The 14,020-nt window shown below is 71.4% G+C and carries 14 protein-coding genes; 4 read left to right on the forward strand and 10 right to left on the reverse strand.

The annotated features are described in order from the left end of the window. Positions 1-78: 78 nt before the first annotated feature. Positions 79-1,437 carry a DNA polymerase IV gene (locus tag F0U44_RS18425; protein WP_149729848.1) on the reverse strand — a complete coding sequence of 453 codons (1,359 nt, stop codon included), beginning with the start codon at positions 1,435-1,437 and terminating at the stop codon, positions 79-81. Positions 1,438-1,553: 116 nt separating this feature from the next. Between F0U44_RS18425 and F0U44_RS18430 the strand changes: the two genes are divergently transcribed. Together F0U44_RS18430 and F0U44_RS18435 are read left to right on the forward strand one after the other, a co-directional pair. Next, positions 1,554-2,570, forward strand: coding sequence for a DUF4192 domain-containing protein (locus F0U44_RS18430; protein ID WP_149729849.1), 1,017 nt, complete (start codon positions 1,554-1,556; stop codon positions 2,568-2,570). Between the two features lie 22 nt (positions 2,571-2,592). Beyond that, positions 2,593-4,053, forward strand: a complete 1,461-nt coding sequence (locus tag F0U44_RS18435; RefSeq protein WP_149729850.1) for a glutamate-cysteine ligase family protein — start codon at positions 2,593-2,595, stop codon at positions 4,051-4,053. Positions 4,054-4,071: 18 nt separating this feature from the next. Here F0U44_RS18435 and F0U44_RS18440 read toward each other — a convergent pair whose 3' ends face one another. The 3 genes from F0U44_RS18440 to F0U44_RS18450 are packed head-to-tail and all read right to left on the reverse strand — an operon-like array spanning position 4,072 to position 6,135. After that, positions 4,072-4,503, reverse strand: a complete 432-nt coding sequence (locus F0U44_RS18440; protein WP_149729851.1) for a hypothetical protein — start codon at positions 4,501-4,503, stop codon at positions 4,072-4,074. A 55-nt stretch (positions 4,504-4,558) separates the two neighbouring features. Further along, complete coding sequence (locus F0U44_RS18445) at positions 4,559-5,728, reverse strand: RNA polymerase sigma factor (RefSeq protein WP_223163752.1); 1,170 nt, start codon at positions 5,726-5,728, stop codon at positions 4,559-4,561. Then, positions 5,728-6,135, reverse strand: a complete 408-nt coding sequence (locus F0U44_RS18450) for a YciI family protein (protein ID WP_149729852.1) — start codon at positions 6,133-6,135, stop codon at positions 5,728-5,730. Before F0U44_RS18450 ends, F0U44_RS18445 begins: the two co-directional genes overlap by 1 nt. Before the next feature lie 136 nt (positions 6,136-6,271). On the opposite strand from F0U44_RS18450, the gene F0U44_RS18455 reads away from it, so the two are divergent. Together F0U44_RS18455 and F0U44_RS18460 are read left to right on the forward strand one after the other, a co-directional pair. After that, entirely contained in the window at positions 6,272-6,664 is a 393-nt protein-coding gene (locus F0U44_RS18455) for a universal stress protein (RefSeq protein WP_149729853.1), read from the forward strand. After that, on the forward strand, positions 6,661-7,476 hold the full coding sequence (locus F0U44_RS18460; RefSeq protein ID WP_223163753.1) for a sulfurtransferase: 816 nt from the start codon (positions 6,661-6,663) through the stop codon (positions 7,474-7,476). Before F0U44_RS18455 ends, F0U44_RS18460 begins: the two co-directional genes overlap by 4 nt. A 15-nt stretch (positions 7,477-7,491) precedes the next feature. Here F0U44_RS18460 and F0U44_RS18465 read toward each other — a convergent pair whose 3' ends face one another. The 6 genes from F0U44_RS18465 to F0U44_RS18490 all read right to left on the reverse strand — a co-directional run bounded on the left by F0U44_RS18465 (position 7,492) and on the right by F0U44_RS18490 (position 13,992). Then, positions 7,492-9,561, reverse strand: a complete 2,070-nt coding sequence (locus F0U44_RS18465) for an SDR family oxidoreductase (protein WP_149729854.1) — start codon at positions 9,559-9,561, stop codon at positions 7,492-7,494. A 90-nt stretch (positions 9,562-9,651) separates the two neighbouring features. Next, positions 9,652-10,569: a septation protein SepH gene (gene sepH, locus F0U44_RS18470; RefSeq protein WP_149729855.1), complete on the reverse strand. Its 918-nt coding sequence runs from the start codon at positions 10,567-10,569 to the stop codon at positions 9,652-9,654. Between the two features lie 152 nt (positions 10,570-10,721). Continuing rightward, positions 10,722-11,066, reverse strand: a complete 345-nt coding sequence (locus F0U44_RS18475; RefSeq protein WP_149729856.1) for a hypothetical protein — start codon at positions 11,064-11,066, stop codon at positions 10,722-10,724. An 11-nt stretch (positions 11,067-11,077) separates the two neighbouring features. Then, on the reverse strand, positions 11,078-11,461 hold the full coding sequence (locus F0U44_RS18480) for a YchJ family protein (protein ID WP_281292653.1): 384 nt from the start codon (positions 11,459-11,461) through the stop codon (positions 11,078-11,080). A 1-nt stretch (position 11,462) separates the two neighbouring features. After that, positions 11,463-12,794 (reverse strand): D-arabinono-1,4-lactone oxidase, encoded by a 1,332-nt coding sequence (locus tag F0U44_RS18485; protein WP_149729858.1) that lies wholly within the window; start codon positions 12,792-12,794, stop codon positions 11,463-11,465. Then, entirely contained in the window at positions 12,748-13,992 is a 1,245-nt protein-coding gene (locus F0U44_RS18490; protein WP_149729859.1) for an MFS transporter, read from the reverse strand. Before F0U44_RS18490 ends, F0U44_RS18485 begins: the two co-directional genes overlap by 47 nt. Between the last annotated feature and the right edge of the window lie 28 nt (positions 13,993-14,020).

Genomic DNA, 14,020 nt, shown 5'->3' on the forward strand with positions numbered 1-14,020 from the left:
CATTCTGGCCGCTAACCCCTTTTTTGCGAGCGTGTCGCTGGGACCATGGTCGCGGTTGAGCGGCCCCGGGGCAATGCACTAGTCGTGACGGTCGTGTGAACTCTGGTCATGGGAGTTCTGGACCCAGCGTTCGAGGGCGGGGTCGTCGGCGGGGAACGACCGCACGGGTCCCGGCGGAGTCTCGGCCGTCTCGAAGCGCACCGTCACGACCCCCTTGCCGGCCCCCCACACCCAGCCGCGTCCGTGCTCGGCGTGGACGACGTCCATCCCGGGGCGGTAGCCGCCGGACGGGTCGGGGGCGGCCGATCCGGGCTCCTCGGGAGCGGGTGGCGCGTCGATGTCCTCCTCCGCCTCGGGCTCCTCGTCGGTGCCGAACAGCTCGTCCTGCACCCAGTCGGCGAGTCCGGAGACGCCGACCCCCAGAAGTCGTACGCCGCCGGAGGTGTCGAGGTCCTCCAGCAATCGTCGGGCCAGCCGGCCGATGGCGGTCTCGTCGTCGGTCGGGGACGGCAACGTGCTCGACCTGCTGAGGGTCGTGAAGTCGTAGAGGCGGACCTTGATCGACACGGTGCGCCCCGAGAGTCCGTGCTTGCGCATCCGGCGGGCGACCTCTGATGCCTGGCGGGTGAGCAGGCTCTCCATCAGCTTGCGGTCGGTCAGGTCCTGCTCGTAGGTGCCCTCGACGCTCACCGACTTGGTCTCGCGCTCGGACTCGACGCGGCGGTTGTCGCGAGCGAAGGCGAGCTCGTGGAGGACGTGCCCGTGGGCCTTGCCGAGGATCCGGACCAGCTCCTCCTCGCTGATCTCCTGCAGGTCGGCGATGGTGTGGACCCCGGCCCTGCGCAGCCGGTCGACGGTGGCTGGCCCAACGCCGGGGATGACCGACACGTGCATCGGGCGGAGGAGGTCGAGCTCGGTGCCCGGGGCGACGACGACGAGGCCGTCGGGCTTGTCGAGGTCGCTGGCGACCTTGGCGAGGAACTTCGAGCTGGCGACCCCGACCGATGCCGTGAGGCCACCGGTGACCTCGTGGACGCGCTCGCGGAGCCGCTCGGCGAACGCCGACACCGTCGCGACCTCGAGATCGGGGAGGTCGGCATGGAGGAGGTCGACGAAGGCCTCGTCGAGCGACAGCGGCTCGACCAGGGGCGAGCAGGAGCGGAGCAGTTCCAGCACGGCCTGGCTCGTGGACCGGTAGGCCTCGAACCGTCCCGAGAGGTAGGCCGCGTGCGGACAGCGCGCCCGCGCCTCCCTGGTGGACATCGCAGAGCGGACGCCGAAAGCGCGCGCCTCGTAGGAGGCCGTCGAGACGACGCCCCGCATGCCGACACCACCGACGACCACGGGCTTGCCGCGAAGCGACGGTTTGTCGCGCTGCTCGACGGCGGCGAAGAACGCGTCGAGGTCCAGGTGGAGGACCGAGGCCTGCGCGCGCACGGACGAACCGTACGACGGCCCACCTACCGTCCACAGCGCCGCTCCCGGCGCGGGTGGTCCACAGGCCCGCCTCGTGACAGGCGCCAGGGTCGGGCCTGCCCACCAGCGTGGGCTCCATGAACTCGACACCGACCTCGACACCGACCTCGACACCGATGACCCTCCGCGCCCGTTGCGCGGACGACCTGATCGCCGCCGCACCGCTCGTGCTCGGCTTCCACCCCACCCACTCGGTCATGATCATGACCAGCGACGGCGACCGGCCGTTCCACGCGCGCACCGACCTCCCGGGCGCCCCTGCCCCCGTCGAGGACCAGCGGGCGGTCGCTGCGATGCTCGTCGACGCCGCGCGACGCAACGGAGTGCGATCCCTGGCCGTGCTGCTCTACGGCGGCGAGCGCGCGACCCGGCCGACCTGGCAGGCGCTGCGTCGAGCCTGCCGCCAGTCTCGCTTGCAGATCGTGGCAGCGTTGCGGGTCGACGATCGTCGCTACTTCCCCCTGCTGGGCGATCGGGCCGCGCGGGAGATCGGGATCGCCTACGACATCTCGGCGCACCCGTTCCTGGCCGAGGCGATGTTCAGGGGCATGGTCATCCAACCTGACCGTGCGTCGTTGGCGACGACCTTGGCCCCTGACGCCGTGGCGCAGGCCGCAGTGCAGGCCATGCTGGACGACCGCCCGGTGCCGCGGATGGCGACGCCCGGTGAGCGGAGCGACCAAGTGGCGTGGCTGTCGGGCTTCGTGAGCACCTTCGTCTCCGGCGGGCAGCGGCCCAGCGACGAGGACGTGGCGCGGGCCCTGTGGCTGGTGCAGGACGTCCGGCTCCGCGACCACGCGTGGGCGCTGGTCCTGCGGGACAACGCGAGCAGGCACCAGGAGCTCTGGCTCGACGTCGTACGGCGCAGCCCTGATCGCTACCTGCCGGCGCCGGCGGTGCTGCTCGCGTGGGCGGCCTACCGCGCGGGCAACGGGGCGATGGCGTGGTTGGCCATCGACCGCTGCCAGACGGTCGATCCCGACCACCGGTTGGCCGACCTCCTGGCTCGCTGCCTCGACGGCGCGCTGCCTCCGGACGCCTTCGACGACCACGCCGACGACCACCTGGAGCGGGAAGAGGGGTTGCCAGCCTGAGGATGGGCACTAGCCTCGCGACATGGGCCAGGAGGTCGACGCACAGGAGTTCACCGGCGCGGATCGCACCCGCCACCGGGAGAAGGTGCGGCGCTGCCTCGACGTGTTCGAGCGGATGTTGCGCGAAGCGGCGTTCGACACCGACGACCCGATGACCGGTCTCGAGGTCGAGCTCAACCTGGTCGACGAGGTCGGGGACCCGGCGCTGCGCAACAACGAGGCGCTCGAAGCGATCGCAGACCCCGACTTCCAGACCGAGCTGGGCCGCTTCAACGTCGAGATCAACGTGCCGCCCGCGACCCTGCGGGAAGGCGGGCTCGAAGGATTCGAGGCGGGCCTGCGGCGCAGCCTCAACGAGGCCGAGCGTCGCTCCGCGGAGATCGGCGCCCACCTGGTGATGATCGGCATCCTGCCGACCCTCGCCGACGCCCACCTCTCGCTCGACGCGATCAGCGACAACCCGCGCTACCGGCTGCTCAGCGATCAGGTCCTGCGGGCGCGGGGCGAGGACATCAGTATCGACATCAGTGGTGCCGAGGTGCTCCGCACCACCGCGGACTCGATCCTGCCGGAGGCGGCGTGCACGAGCACGCAGTTCCACGTCCAGACCCCTCCAGAGCGCTTCGCGGCCTACTGGAACGCCTCGCAGGCGATCGCCGGGGTGCAGCTGGCCCTGGCCGCCAACTCGCCGTACCTGCTCGGGAAGCAGCTGTGGCGCGAGACCCGGGTGCCCCTCTTCGAGCAGGCCACCGACACGCGCAGCGAGGAGCTCAAGGCCCAAGGCGTACGGCCACGGGTCTGGTTCGGCGAGCGGTGGATCACCTCGGTCTTCGACCTGTTCGAGGAGAACGTGCGCTTCTTCCCCGCGCTGCTCCCGGTGACCGACGACGAGGACCCGCTGACGGTGCTCGAGGCTGGCGGCACCCCGAACCTCTCCGAGCTCCGGCTCCACAACGGCACGATCTACCGGTGGAACCGGCCGGTCTACGACATCGCGGGCGGGCGCCCGCATCTGCGCGTCGAGAACCGCGCGCTCGCCGCAGGTCCCACGGTCGTCGACATCGTCGCCAACGCGGCGTTCTACTTCGGCCTGGTGCGCAGCCTGGCCGAAAGCGAGCGGCCGCTGTGGTCGCAGATGTCCTTCAGCGCCGCCGAGGAGAACTTCCACATCGCCGCGCGCGACGGCATCGAGGCCGAGGTCTACTGGCCCGGCGTCGGTCGCGTCCGCGCCACCGAGCTGGTGCTCCGGCGGCTGCTGCCGCTCGCCCGGGAGGGCCTGGTCGCCTGGGGCGTCGCCTCGGAGACCATCGAGCGCTACCTCGGGATCATCGAGGGCCGGTGCCTGAGCCACACCAACGGCGCCGAGTGGTTCATCCGCCGGATGGCCGATCGTGAGGACAGCGACCGCTACGACGCGATCCGCGCGGTGCTCGCGGAGTACCGCGAGCGGATGCACGCCAACGCGCCGGTGCACACCTGGTGATCTGCGCGTCGGCCAGCGTCAACGCTCGCGGATCCGCTTCCAGGTGCGACTGACGCCGGTGCGCGGGTCGTGCCAGCTGTGCCGGGTCACGATGACCAGGCCCAGCGTCAGTCCGAGCTCACCGCCGGCCGCCTGCACGGCTGCCGACCACTCCGCGTCGACGTCGTGCGGCTCGGTGTCGCCACGACGGGTGAGCCACAGCAGCGGCACCACGCCCTTCCCGACCGCCGGCCGCAGCATCGCCTCGACGGCATCGGTGCGCAGGGTGTGGTCGAGCGGCGCCTCGATCTCGAACTGACGGGACCGGACGCCGGGCACGCCCACGTGGAGCACCGGCGGGTAGAGCTTGCGGTGCTCGTTGGTGGCGTGGTCGAGCACGGCGCGGCGCAGCAGTCGCTGGACGGTCCGGTCGATCGGCTCGCGGAGTCCACCTGCTCCGTCGTACCCCATGCGTCCAGCCTGCCGGATCGGGCCGCCCGGCAGGGGTGCCCCTCCACAGGGGCGGTCAGCCTTGCAGCGCTGCGTTGAGCCGCGCGGCCTGGCGGGTCAGATGGTCGCGCTCGGCGAGGTTGGAGGCGGCGGCTGCGGCGTCGACGTAGAGCCGCGCCGCGGTCGCGAGGTCACCGCTGCGCTCGTGGAGGTACGCCGACACCGCCGTGTAGCGCGGGAGGGCGGTGTCGAGCCCGACCAGTGCCCGCAGGCCGGCCTGGGGGCCGTCGGCCTCGCCGACGGCGACGGCCCGGTTGAGACGGGCGATCGGGCTGTCGGTGAGGCGGACCAGCTCGTCGTACCACTCGACGATCTGGACCCAGTCGGTCTCCTCGGCCCGGGGCGCGTCGGCGTGGAGCGCGGCGATCGCGGCCTGCGCCTGGAACTCGCCCAGGCGGTCGCGTGCCAGTGCTGTCTGGAGGACGTCGACACCCTCGGCGATCAATGCGGTGTCCCAGCGGGACCGGTCCTGGTCGACCAAGGGCACCAGGCTGCCGTCGGGCCGGGTGCGGGCGGCGCGTCGGGCGTGGTGGAGCAGCATCAGTGCCAGGAGGCCCGCTACCTCGGGATGGTCGGTGAGCGTCGTGAGCTGCCGGGTCAGGCGGATCGCCTCGGCCGCCAGGTCGACATCGCCCGAGTAGCCCTCGTTGAAGACCAGGTAGAGGACCCGGACGACCGTCGCGACGTCGCCGTTCTGGTCGAACCGGACGTCGGCGACGGTGCGCTTCGCTCGACTGATCCGCTGCGCCATCGTCGCCTCGGGCACCAGGTAGGCCTGGGCGATCTGCCGGGTCGTCAGGCCGCCGACGGCCCGCAGCGTGAGGGCGACGGCGGAGGCGGGCGTGAGCGAGGGGTGGGCGCACAGGAAGTAGAGCTGGAGGGTGTCGTCGGTCGCGCCCCCTGCGCCTGGTGACGGCTCGGCCTCGACCCGCTCCTCACGTCGGCGTCGCGAGGCGTCGGCGCGTGTCGCGTCGATGAACTTGCGCCAGGCGACCTTGACGAGCCAGGGCTTGGGATCCCGGGGCGGAGCGTCCGGCCAGACGCGCAGCGCCTCGAGGAGGCTCCCCTGCACCGCGTCCTCGGCCGCCGCGAAGTCGGCGCCACGGCGGACGAGGATCCCGATGACGGCAGGGGTGAGCGAGCGCAGGAGCGCCTCGTCCACCTGAACCGCCACCCGCCCTGCCATCAGTCGGTGACCGAGGGCGGCTCGTGCATGAAGGGCCGGATCTCGAGCCACTCGTGGATCGGCTCGCCTCCGGCGCCGGGCGCTGCGGACAGCTGGCCGGCGAGCTCGAGAGCGCGGTCGTAGCTGTCGACGTCGATGACCATCCACCCGGCGATCAGGTCCTTGGTCTCCGCGAACGGGCCGTCGGTGACCGGCGGCCGGCCTTCGCCGTCGTAGCGGACCCAGGTGCCCTCGGCGGCGAGTGCCTGCCCGTCGACGTATTCGCCGGTGCTCTCCAGCTGGGCGGCGAAGTCGCGCATGTACTGGATGTGGTCGGAGATCTCCTCCGGCGTCCACCGGTCCATCGGCACGTCGTTGACCGCCGGGGGAGCGCCTCGGTAGTGCTTGAGCAGCAGGTACTTGGCCATCGTGTGTCTCCTCGGGTGCGGTACGGCCCATTCTGGCCGCGTCTGCACCAAGGACGGAGCAGCGGACGGCTTCTCGACATCGTCGCGGAGAAAATTTCTGGCGACCTGTTCAGGCGGCCCGCCTAAGGTGACTGGCATGGCGACGGTGGTGATCGGGTACGTCCCGAAGCCGGAGGGAGACGCGGCCCTGCTGGCCGGCATCGAGGAGGCGCAGCGCCGCAGTGCGCGTGCGGTGGTCGTGCACGCGATGCTCGACCACGAGGAGGACGAGCCGGCCTACGTCGGCGAGGTCCGTTCGGTCCTCGACCACTCGGGGGTCGACCACGACCTGCGCGTGCTCGACCGTGGCGTGGAGGCGTCCGACGGGCTGATCGGGGTCGCGGAGGAGGTGGAGGCGGAGCTGATCGTCATCGGGCTGCGCCGGCGCTCCCCGGTCGGCAAGCTCATCCTCGGCACGAACGCGCAGCGGGTCATGCTCGACGCCCCGTGCCCGGTGTTGACGGTCAAGCCGCGAGCGGGGCGGCATTGAACGCCGGACCCCTCGTGGGCGTCGACGAGCTCGCAGCGCTGCTCGGCACGGTCACCGTCCTCGACGTGCGCTACAAGATGGGCGGGCCTGCCGGCCCGGAGGAGTACGACGCCGGCCACGTCCCCGGCGCTGCCTACGTCGATCTCGACAGCGCGTTGGCTTCCGCGCCCGGTGTCCGGGGCCGCCACCCGCTGCCGGAGGCAGCGGTCTTCGAGCCCGCGATGCGTGCCGCGGGTGTCTCGGCCAACTGTCCGGTGGTGGTCTACGACGACTGGGCCGGCCACGCCGCAGCGCGCTGCTGGTGGCTGCTGCGCTACCACGGCCATCACGACGTGCGCGTGCTCGACGGCGGCTGGGCGGTCTGGCGGGCCGCGGGGCAGCCGGTCGAGACCGGGCCCTCGCCCGCCGTCGCGCCGGGTGACTTCGTCGCCACACCCGGAGGAATGTCCGTGGTGTCGGCCGAGGATGCGCAGGACGTCGACGTACTCATCGACGCGCGAGCGCCCGAGCGCTATCGGGGCGAGGTCGAGCCGATCGACCCGGTGGCCGGTCGGATCCCGGGGGCGGTCAACGTGCCGACCGGGCGCAACCTCGCCGCCGACGGCCGCTTCAGGTCGGCCGAGGAGCTGCGCGAGATCTACGCCGCAGTCGGCGCGGTCGACGGCGCATCGGTCGCGGCCTACTGCGGCTCCGGCGTCACGGCCGCGCACGACGTGCTCGCCCTGGAGGTCGCGGGCCTGCGGGCAGCGCTCTACCCGGGCAGCTGGAGTGAGTGGATCGCCGACCCCAGCCGTCCGGTCGAGACCGGCTGAATCAGTCGGTGCGGGTCACCAGTGCACGCCCGGGAACAGCCGGGCCATGAGGATCTGCTCGGACTCGCGACCCCCGGCTCCCTCGGTGCCGGCCTCGGGAGCTGGCGCGACCTCTGGGGCGGCCTCGGTCGGGCCGGTCTTGGCCTTCGCCGCGGCGCTGTCCGGGAAGACCTGGTAGGCGAGGTTGAGCACGCGGAACGCGGCCTTCGGCGCGAAGGTGTGGGCCACCGCGCCTGCGTTGCCCGCCAGCGTGTTGATCTCGTGCGGCTTCTCGACCATCGCCTTGATGACCAGGTCGGCGGCCTGCGCGGGGGAGAGCGTGGGGAACTTGTCGTACATCTTGGTAGGGGCGATCATCGGCGTCCGCACCAACGGCATGTGGATGTTGGTGAACGAGATGCCGTGGCCGACGACCTCGGAGGCCACCACGTTGCTCCACGCGTCGAGCGCGGCCTTGGAGGCGACGTAGGCAGAGAACCGCGGCGGGTTGGTCTGCACGCCGATCGAGGAGATGTTGACGATGTGGCCCGAGCGCTGCTCGTGGAGCTTCGGCATCAGGCCCATGATGAGCCGGATCGCACCGAAGTAGTTGAGCTGCATCGTGCGCTCGAAGTCGTGGAAGCGGTCGTGCGACAGCTTGAGCGAGCGCCGGATCGACCGGCCCGCGTTGTTGACGACGAAGTCGACCGAGGGCAGCTCGGAGGACAGCCGCTCGCACAGGTCGTCGATGGCGCGCAGGTCGGACAGGTCGCACGGGAACACGTGGGCCTGACCGCCGCGAAGCTCGATCGTCGCCTTGGTCTCCTCGAGCTTGTCCTTGCCGCGCGCGACGAGGACCGGGATGCCGCCGGCCTGGGCGACCTTCAGGGCGGTCACCTTGCCGATGCCGGACGAGGCGCCCGTGATGACGACGTGCTTGCCCTTGAGGGCCGAGCGGGTCTTCTTGTCCTTGGCGGTCGAGTCGTCGAGGTTCTCCTCCCAGAACGACCACAGGGCGCGGGCGTAGGACTCCAGGTCCGGTACGTCGATCCCGCTGCCGGCGAGCGCCTTGGTCGTCGCCTTCGAGTCGAAGACGGCGGAGAACGAGGAGTGTCCGACGACCTCGGCGGGGATGCCGGCACGGCCGAGGGTCTGGTCGAGGATCAGGTGGGCCGGCGCGGTGCGCACCAGGGCGTTGAAGATCCGGTTGGGCCGCAGCGCGCTCGGCAGCAGGCCGGTCGCACCGGCGGTGAGGCTCCGGTCGATCGGCGTGGCGAAGCGAGGAGCGCCGGCGGCCGCGCAGAACGAGTTGATCATCTCGATCGTCGACTGCGGCTCGGGGTTGACCAGGTGGAAGGCCTCGCCGTTGCGGTCGGGGAGGTGGGCGATGTGGTCCATCGCCTTCGCGACGTAGTCGACCGGCACCAGGTTGGTGTCACCCAGGTCAATGCCGACCAGCGGCAGCCAGGAGGGCAGGTTGTCGCGCATTCGCTTGATCAGCGGGAAGAAGTAGTAGGGCCCGTCGATCTTGTCCATGGCGCCGGTCTCGGAGTGCCCGACGACGATCGCCGGGCGGTAGACGCGCCACGGGACCTTCGACTCCTCGCGGACGATCTTCTCCGACTCGTACTTCGTCCGGTGGTAGGGCGACGGGAGCGGCTGGCCCTCGTCGAACATCGACTCGTCGAACCGGCCGTGGTAGTCGCCGGCGGCGGCAACCGAGGAGACCTGGTGGAAGCACTTCACGTCGAGCGCCTCGGCGAGCTCCAGCGCGTAGCGGGTGCCGTCGACGTTCATCGCGTCGTTGGTCGCGTCGTCGGCGGTCATGTCGTAGATCGCCGCGAGGTGGAAGAAGTGCTCGATCTTGTTGGCGTGCTCGGCCACCCAAGCGGGGTCGACCCCGAGCCCGGGCTGGCTCAGGTCGCCGACGACCGGGATGACCTTCGTCTTGGTCGACCCGGCGGTCCACTGCTGGATGAGCGTCTCCATGCGGTGGATCGAGGACTGGCGCACCAGCACGAAGATCGGGCCTTCGCGGTGGTCGACCAGTTCACTGACGAGAAAACGACCGATGAAGCCGGTGGCGCCGGTCACGAAGGAGGACATGCGGGCAGCGTAGTCCGGTTGACCGCGCTTGAGGGCGGGTGTCGACAGACGTCTCAGCGGTGCTGGACAAGGCGCCCCGCCGCGTCAAGATCAGTCGCCCGAGCCGCCGAACATGATCTCGTCCCAGGTCGGCACGGAGGCGCGACCACGCTTCTTCGACACCGGCCGACGGTGCTTCGACCCGTCGCCCACCGCCTCGTCTGACGCCTCCGCTACGGCGGCGGCCTCGGGCTCGACCGCCGCGGACGTGTCGCGCAGCGGGTCGTCGTAGGTCGGGCGCGCCGGCGGCTCGTCGAGGAACATCTCGGCGGTCTCGCTGATCGCCAGGTCGAGGGCGTCGTCGCCGAGCGGCAGCTCGTCGGTGACGACGACCGCAAGGCGACGCTCGCGCACGTGCTGGAGGTCGTCGCGCTGCGGCTCGGTGTGGATGACGAGGTCACCGACCAGCCAACGAGCGTCGTCGTTGTCGGCCACGACGTAGTTGCCGGGAGGGTCGAAGGTGAAGCGTGCGGTGCCGCTGCGCGGGCCGGTCTCGAAGGCGCCCGCGAGTTCCCAGCGCCCGTCGTCGCGGCGGAAGGCGTCCCAGGTCACGGCCTCGACCTTGACCTGGTTGTTCGCGAGGTGGGTCGCGACCGCGTCGCCCAGCTTGCGGGTGCCGCCGGTGCCGTCGCCCACGGGGCGTCGCAACGAGGACTTCTGAGCCCGCTCAGCGATGTGTTCGCGCTCGGCGAGCACCGGCGCGACGAACGGCATGATCGCCTCGACCGTGGTCTGAGCCGCGGTAGCCACCGCTTCGGGCGTCTCACCGCCCCGGATCCGGATCTGGATCTCGCGGGGGCGCAGGGTGCTCGTCATCTGGATCTCCAACTGGCCGATGCGGGTGGTCTCGCCGCGGAGCGCGGCACGCAGAGCAGGGGTGATGGCGAGCGTGAACTCCTCGCCCTGCTGACCCACGAGGAGCAGACGTCGACCATCGGCGCTGACTCCTGCGAGATCGAGGTGCGCCATGCTCCGTCCTTCCGGACCCGGTCGCGGGCCCGTCGTGCTCTTCAGTGGTGATACTCCGGTGCCGCCGAGATTACGCCCGGGGGCCGCGCGATTCGGGATGCCTCTCCGGCGTGTGGCGATGTGTCGACAATTACTGCCGACGCCGCCGAGGACTATCCGCTGAGCGACCAGCGGTCGGCGGCGACGAACGGGATCGGCAGCAGGGCTGCCACCAGGCCGCCGCCGAGGCCCACTTTCGGGATCGACAGCGTGCCGACCACGACGTCGATGCTGTCGCTCGCCATCGCGGCCTTGGCCCACAGCCGCCCGCCCGGTTCCGCCCCGCCGAGCAGGGCGCCGGTGCCGAGCACCAGGTCCCGCACGCCGATCGTCCGCATGAGCAGCGTGAAGTCAGCGTCGTCGTTGCGGGAGATCGCCTTGGGCGCCGCGAGCAGGGCGATGCCGACGGCTGCCCGCACAGCGCCGACGGCACGGATCCGGGAGCCAGAGTTCGCCATGGCTGGGGACCCTACGACCGGCCGCGGACGTAGGTCCAGGCCCCGTCGTGCCGGCGGAACCGGCTGACCTCGTGGAGCACCGCAGGGTCACCGCCCATCGTGTGGTGGGCGCGGAACTCCACGACGCCGTTGACGTCGTCGGGGCCGCCCGCCTCTGTCGCGAGGACCTCGAGGCCGGTCCAGCGCAGGTCCGGGTCGAGGTCGAGGGACGCCGGGCGGGTCGCCGGGTGCCAGCTGCGCAGCAGGTAGTCGACCTCGTGCAGCACGAACGCGCTGTAGCGCGACCGCATCAGCTGCTCAGCAGTCGCCGCCGCCCGATCGCCGCGGTGCAGCGGGGCGCAGCAGTCGTCGTACGACATGCCTGTCCCGCAGGGACAGATCCGGTCTCTGGCCACGCTACGAACCCAGGACCTGGCGCAGGTAGTCGTTGGTGAAGACCCGGGCGGGGTCCAGCCGGTCGCGGAGGGCGAGGAAGTCGCTGAAGCGCGGGTAGAGGGCGGCGAGGTCGTCGGCGGTGCGGGTGTGGAGCTTGCCCCAGTGGGGTCGGCCGCCGTGGTCGCGCATGACGGCCTCCATCAGGGCGAAGTAGCGCGCGTGTTCGGCGGCGTGATGAGTGTGGAAGGCCAGGTAGAGGGAGTCGCGCCCCGAGGCGGTCGACAGGGGTACGTCGTCGGCGGGCGCGACCCGGATCTCGACCGGGAACGACACCGTCTGGCCGGATGCCTCGAGCATCCGCCGGGCCTCGCGCAACGCGGTCAGGCCGGCTTCGCGGGGGACGGCGTACTCCATCTCGCGGAAGACGACGCGTCGCTCGGCGGTGAAGACCTTGTGGGCGACGTCGGTGTAGGTGCGCGCGCCGAGGAGGCGTGAGGCGAACCGGTTGGCGCGGGGGATCGCCCGCGGGACCCGGTTGAGAGCAGCGGTCTGGAGGCCGAAGACAGTGTTGGAGAGGAGCTCGTCGTCGAGCCAGTGGCGCCAGCGGGGGAGCGGTGCGGCCTGGGAGAGGTCGGTGCCGACGCGGGTGTTGCGCTTGGTGAGGAGCCGGTCGGAGTGGGGGAACCAGTACAGGTCGACGTGGTCGTGCGCCGCGACGATCTCGTCGAAGGTCGCCAGGCCCTCGTCCCAGCTCATCGGCTTCTCCTCGGCGCGGAGGAGGAAGAGCGGCTCGACGGCGAAGGTGACCGAGGTGATGACGCCGAGGGCACCGAGCCCGACCCGGGCGACCTCCAGGATCTCGGGGTGCTCGGTGGCCGATGTCGTCACGCGCTCGCCGGAGCCGGCGACGAGCTCGAGCCCGACCACCTGCGCCGCGAGCCCGGCGGCCCGACCGCCGGTGCCGTGGGTGCCGGTCGAGATCGCACCGGCGAGGGTCTGCTCGGCTATGTCGCCCATGTTGTGCAGGCTCAGGCCCCGTCGCTCGAGCTCGGCGTTGAGCACCTTCAGCTGCGTGCCGGCGTGGGCGGTGACGGTCATCGCGTCGCGATCGACCTGGGTGATGCCGGTGAGCCCGGGCAGGAGCATCGTGTGGCGGGGACGGGCGATGCCGGTGAAGCTGTGACCGGTCCCGGCGACCTTCAGAGTCTCGCCGAGGTCGGCTGCGCGTCGTACTTCCTCGACCACGTCGTCGACGGAGCCCGGGTCGACCGTGCGTACGCCGCTGGCACGCTCCAGTCCCGACCAGTTACGCCAGGTTGCGCTCGACCCCGTCGACGTCTGCGACCTCGTCATGAGACGGCACGGTAGCGGGCACCCGCGTCGCGAGCGCGGCGACGAGCGCGAGCAGGCCGCCGCCGAGAGAGACGAGGTAGGCGGCCGAGGCGCCGGCGTCGTCGATCACGACACCTGCCAGAGCGGCGCCCGGCGCGAGCCCGAGGGCGATTCCGGTCTGGAGCAGCATCATCCCCTCGGTGAGGCGCTGCGCGGGCAGCACGCGCTCGGCCAGCGACATCGCGGCGATCAGGGTGGGGGAGATGGCGAAGCCCCCGAGCAGCAGCACCACACCCATCGCGGGGATCGAGGACACCAGGGGCAGCGGCGCCATCGCGGCCGCCATCCCGAGCGCGCCCCAGCGCAATCGCACCAGCGGTCCACGCTTCCAGGAGATCGCGCCGGAGATGAGACCAGCGACCAGGCTGCCGAGCGCCCAGACGGCGAGGAGGAAGCCGGCGGCACCTTGATGGCCCTCGTCCTCGGCGAACGCCACGGTCGCCACCTCGGCAGCACCGAAGAGGACACCCAGCGCGAGGGTGAGGAGGGTGAGTGGCCCGATCGCGGCCCACGGCATCCGTGGCCGGTCGCTGACGTCGGCTGCTGCAGGGTGGACCGGAGGCTCGGTGGAGCGCAGGCCCGCGAAGACGTAGGTCCCGACGAGACCGAAGACGAGTGCGGCGCTCAGACCGGCGACCGGGTGCACGGCGGTCGCGAGGGTGGTCACGATGATCGGGCCGAGCAGGAAGACGGCCTCGTCGGCCACGGCCTCGAAGGAGAAGGCGGTGTGGAGGTCGGCGGGCTCGTCCTTGAGGCAGTACGACCACCGGGCGCGCACGCAGGTGCCGACGGACGGCAGGGCGGCACCGGCGACGGCAGCAAGGGCGTAGGTGATGAGGACGGGCCAGTCGGCGCTCAGGGAGTACATGCCCCCGGCCAGGCCGAGCCCCCACAGGGTGATGAGCAGCGGGAGCACCCGCGCCTGCCCGAGCCGGTCGAGCAGGCGGCCCTGCGGCACGGCGAAGCCCGCGTTGGCGATCAGCGCGGTGGCCGACACTGCGCCGGCGAAGGCGTAGGAACCGGTCTCGTGCTCGGCGAGGAGCACGATCCCGAGGCCCACCATCGAGATCGGCAGTCGTGCGACCAGGCCCGTGAGGCTGAAGAGGGCGGTCGCGCGCGTGAAGATCCGCCGGTAGGGGGCGAGGGCAGTCTCGATCATGGCTTCCTGATCGTCCTCCCTACGATGG

The sequence above is a fragment of the Nocardioides humilatus genome (assembly GCF_008373755.1).
Classification (GTDB): Bacteria; Actinomycetota; Actinomycetes; order Propionibacteriales; family Nocardioidaceae; genus Nocardioides; species Nocardioides humilatus.

Coding starts and splice junctions, on each gene's coding strand:
- F0U44_RS18430 (WP_149729849.1), top strand. CDS start 1,554: ATGAACTCGACACCGACCTCGACACCGACCTCGACACCGATGACCCTC.
- F0U44_RS18435 (WP_149729850.1), top strand. CDS start 2,593: ATGGGCCAGGAGGTCGACGCACAGGAGTTCACCGGCGCGGATCGCACC.
- F0U44_RS18440 (WP_149729851.1), bottom strand. CDS start 4,503: ATGGGGTACGACGGAGCAGGTGGACTCCGCGAGCCGATCGACCGGACC.
- F0U44_RS18445 (WP_223163752.1), bottom strand. CDS start 5,728: ATGGCAGGGCGGGTGGCGGTTCAGGTGGACGAGGCGCTCCTGCGCTCG.
- F0U44_RS18450 (WP_149729852.1), bottom strand. CDS start 6,135: ATGGCCAAGTACCTGCTGCTCAAGCACTACCGAGGCGCTCCCCCGGCG.
- F0U44_RS18455 (WP_149729853.1), top strand. CDS start 6,272: ATGGCGACGGTGGTGATCGGGTACGTCCCGAAGCCGGAGGGAGACGCG.
- F0U44_RS18465 (WP_149729854.1), bottom strand. CDS start 9,561: ATGTCCTCCTTCGTGACCGGCGCCACCGGCTTCATCGGTCGTTTTCTC.
- sepH (WP_149729855.1), bottom strand. CDS start 10,569: ATGGCGCACCTCGATCTCGCAGGAGTCAGCGCCGATGGTCGACGTCTG.
- F0U44_RS18475 (WP_149729856.1), bottom strand. CDS start 11,066: ATGGCGAACTCTGGCTCCCGGATCCGTGCCGTCGGCGCTGTGCGGGCA.
- F0U44_RS18485 (WP_149729858.1), bottom strand. CDS start 12,794: ATGACGAGGTCGCAGACGTCGACGGGGTCGAGCGCAACCTGGCGTAAC.
- F0U44_RS18490 (WP_149729859.1), bottom strand. CDS start 13,992: ATGATCGAGACTGCCCTCGCCCCCTACCGGCGGATCTTCACGCGCGCG.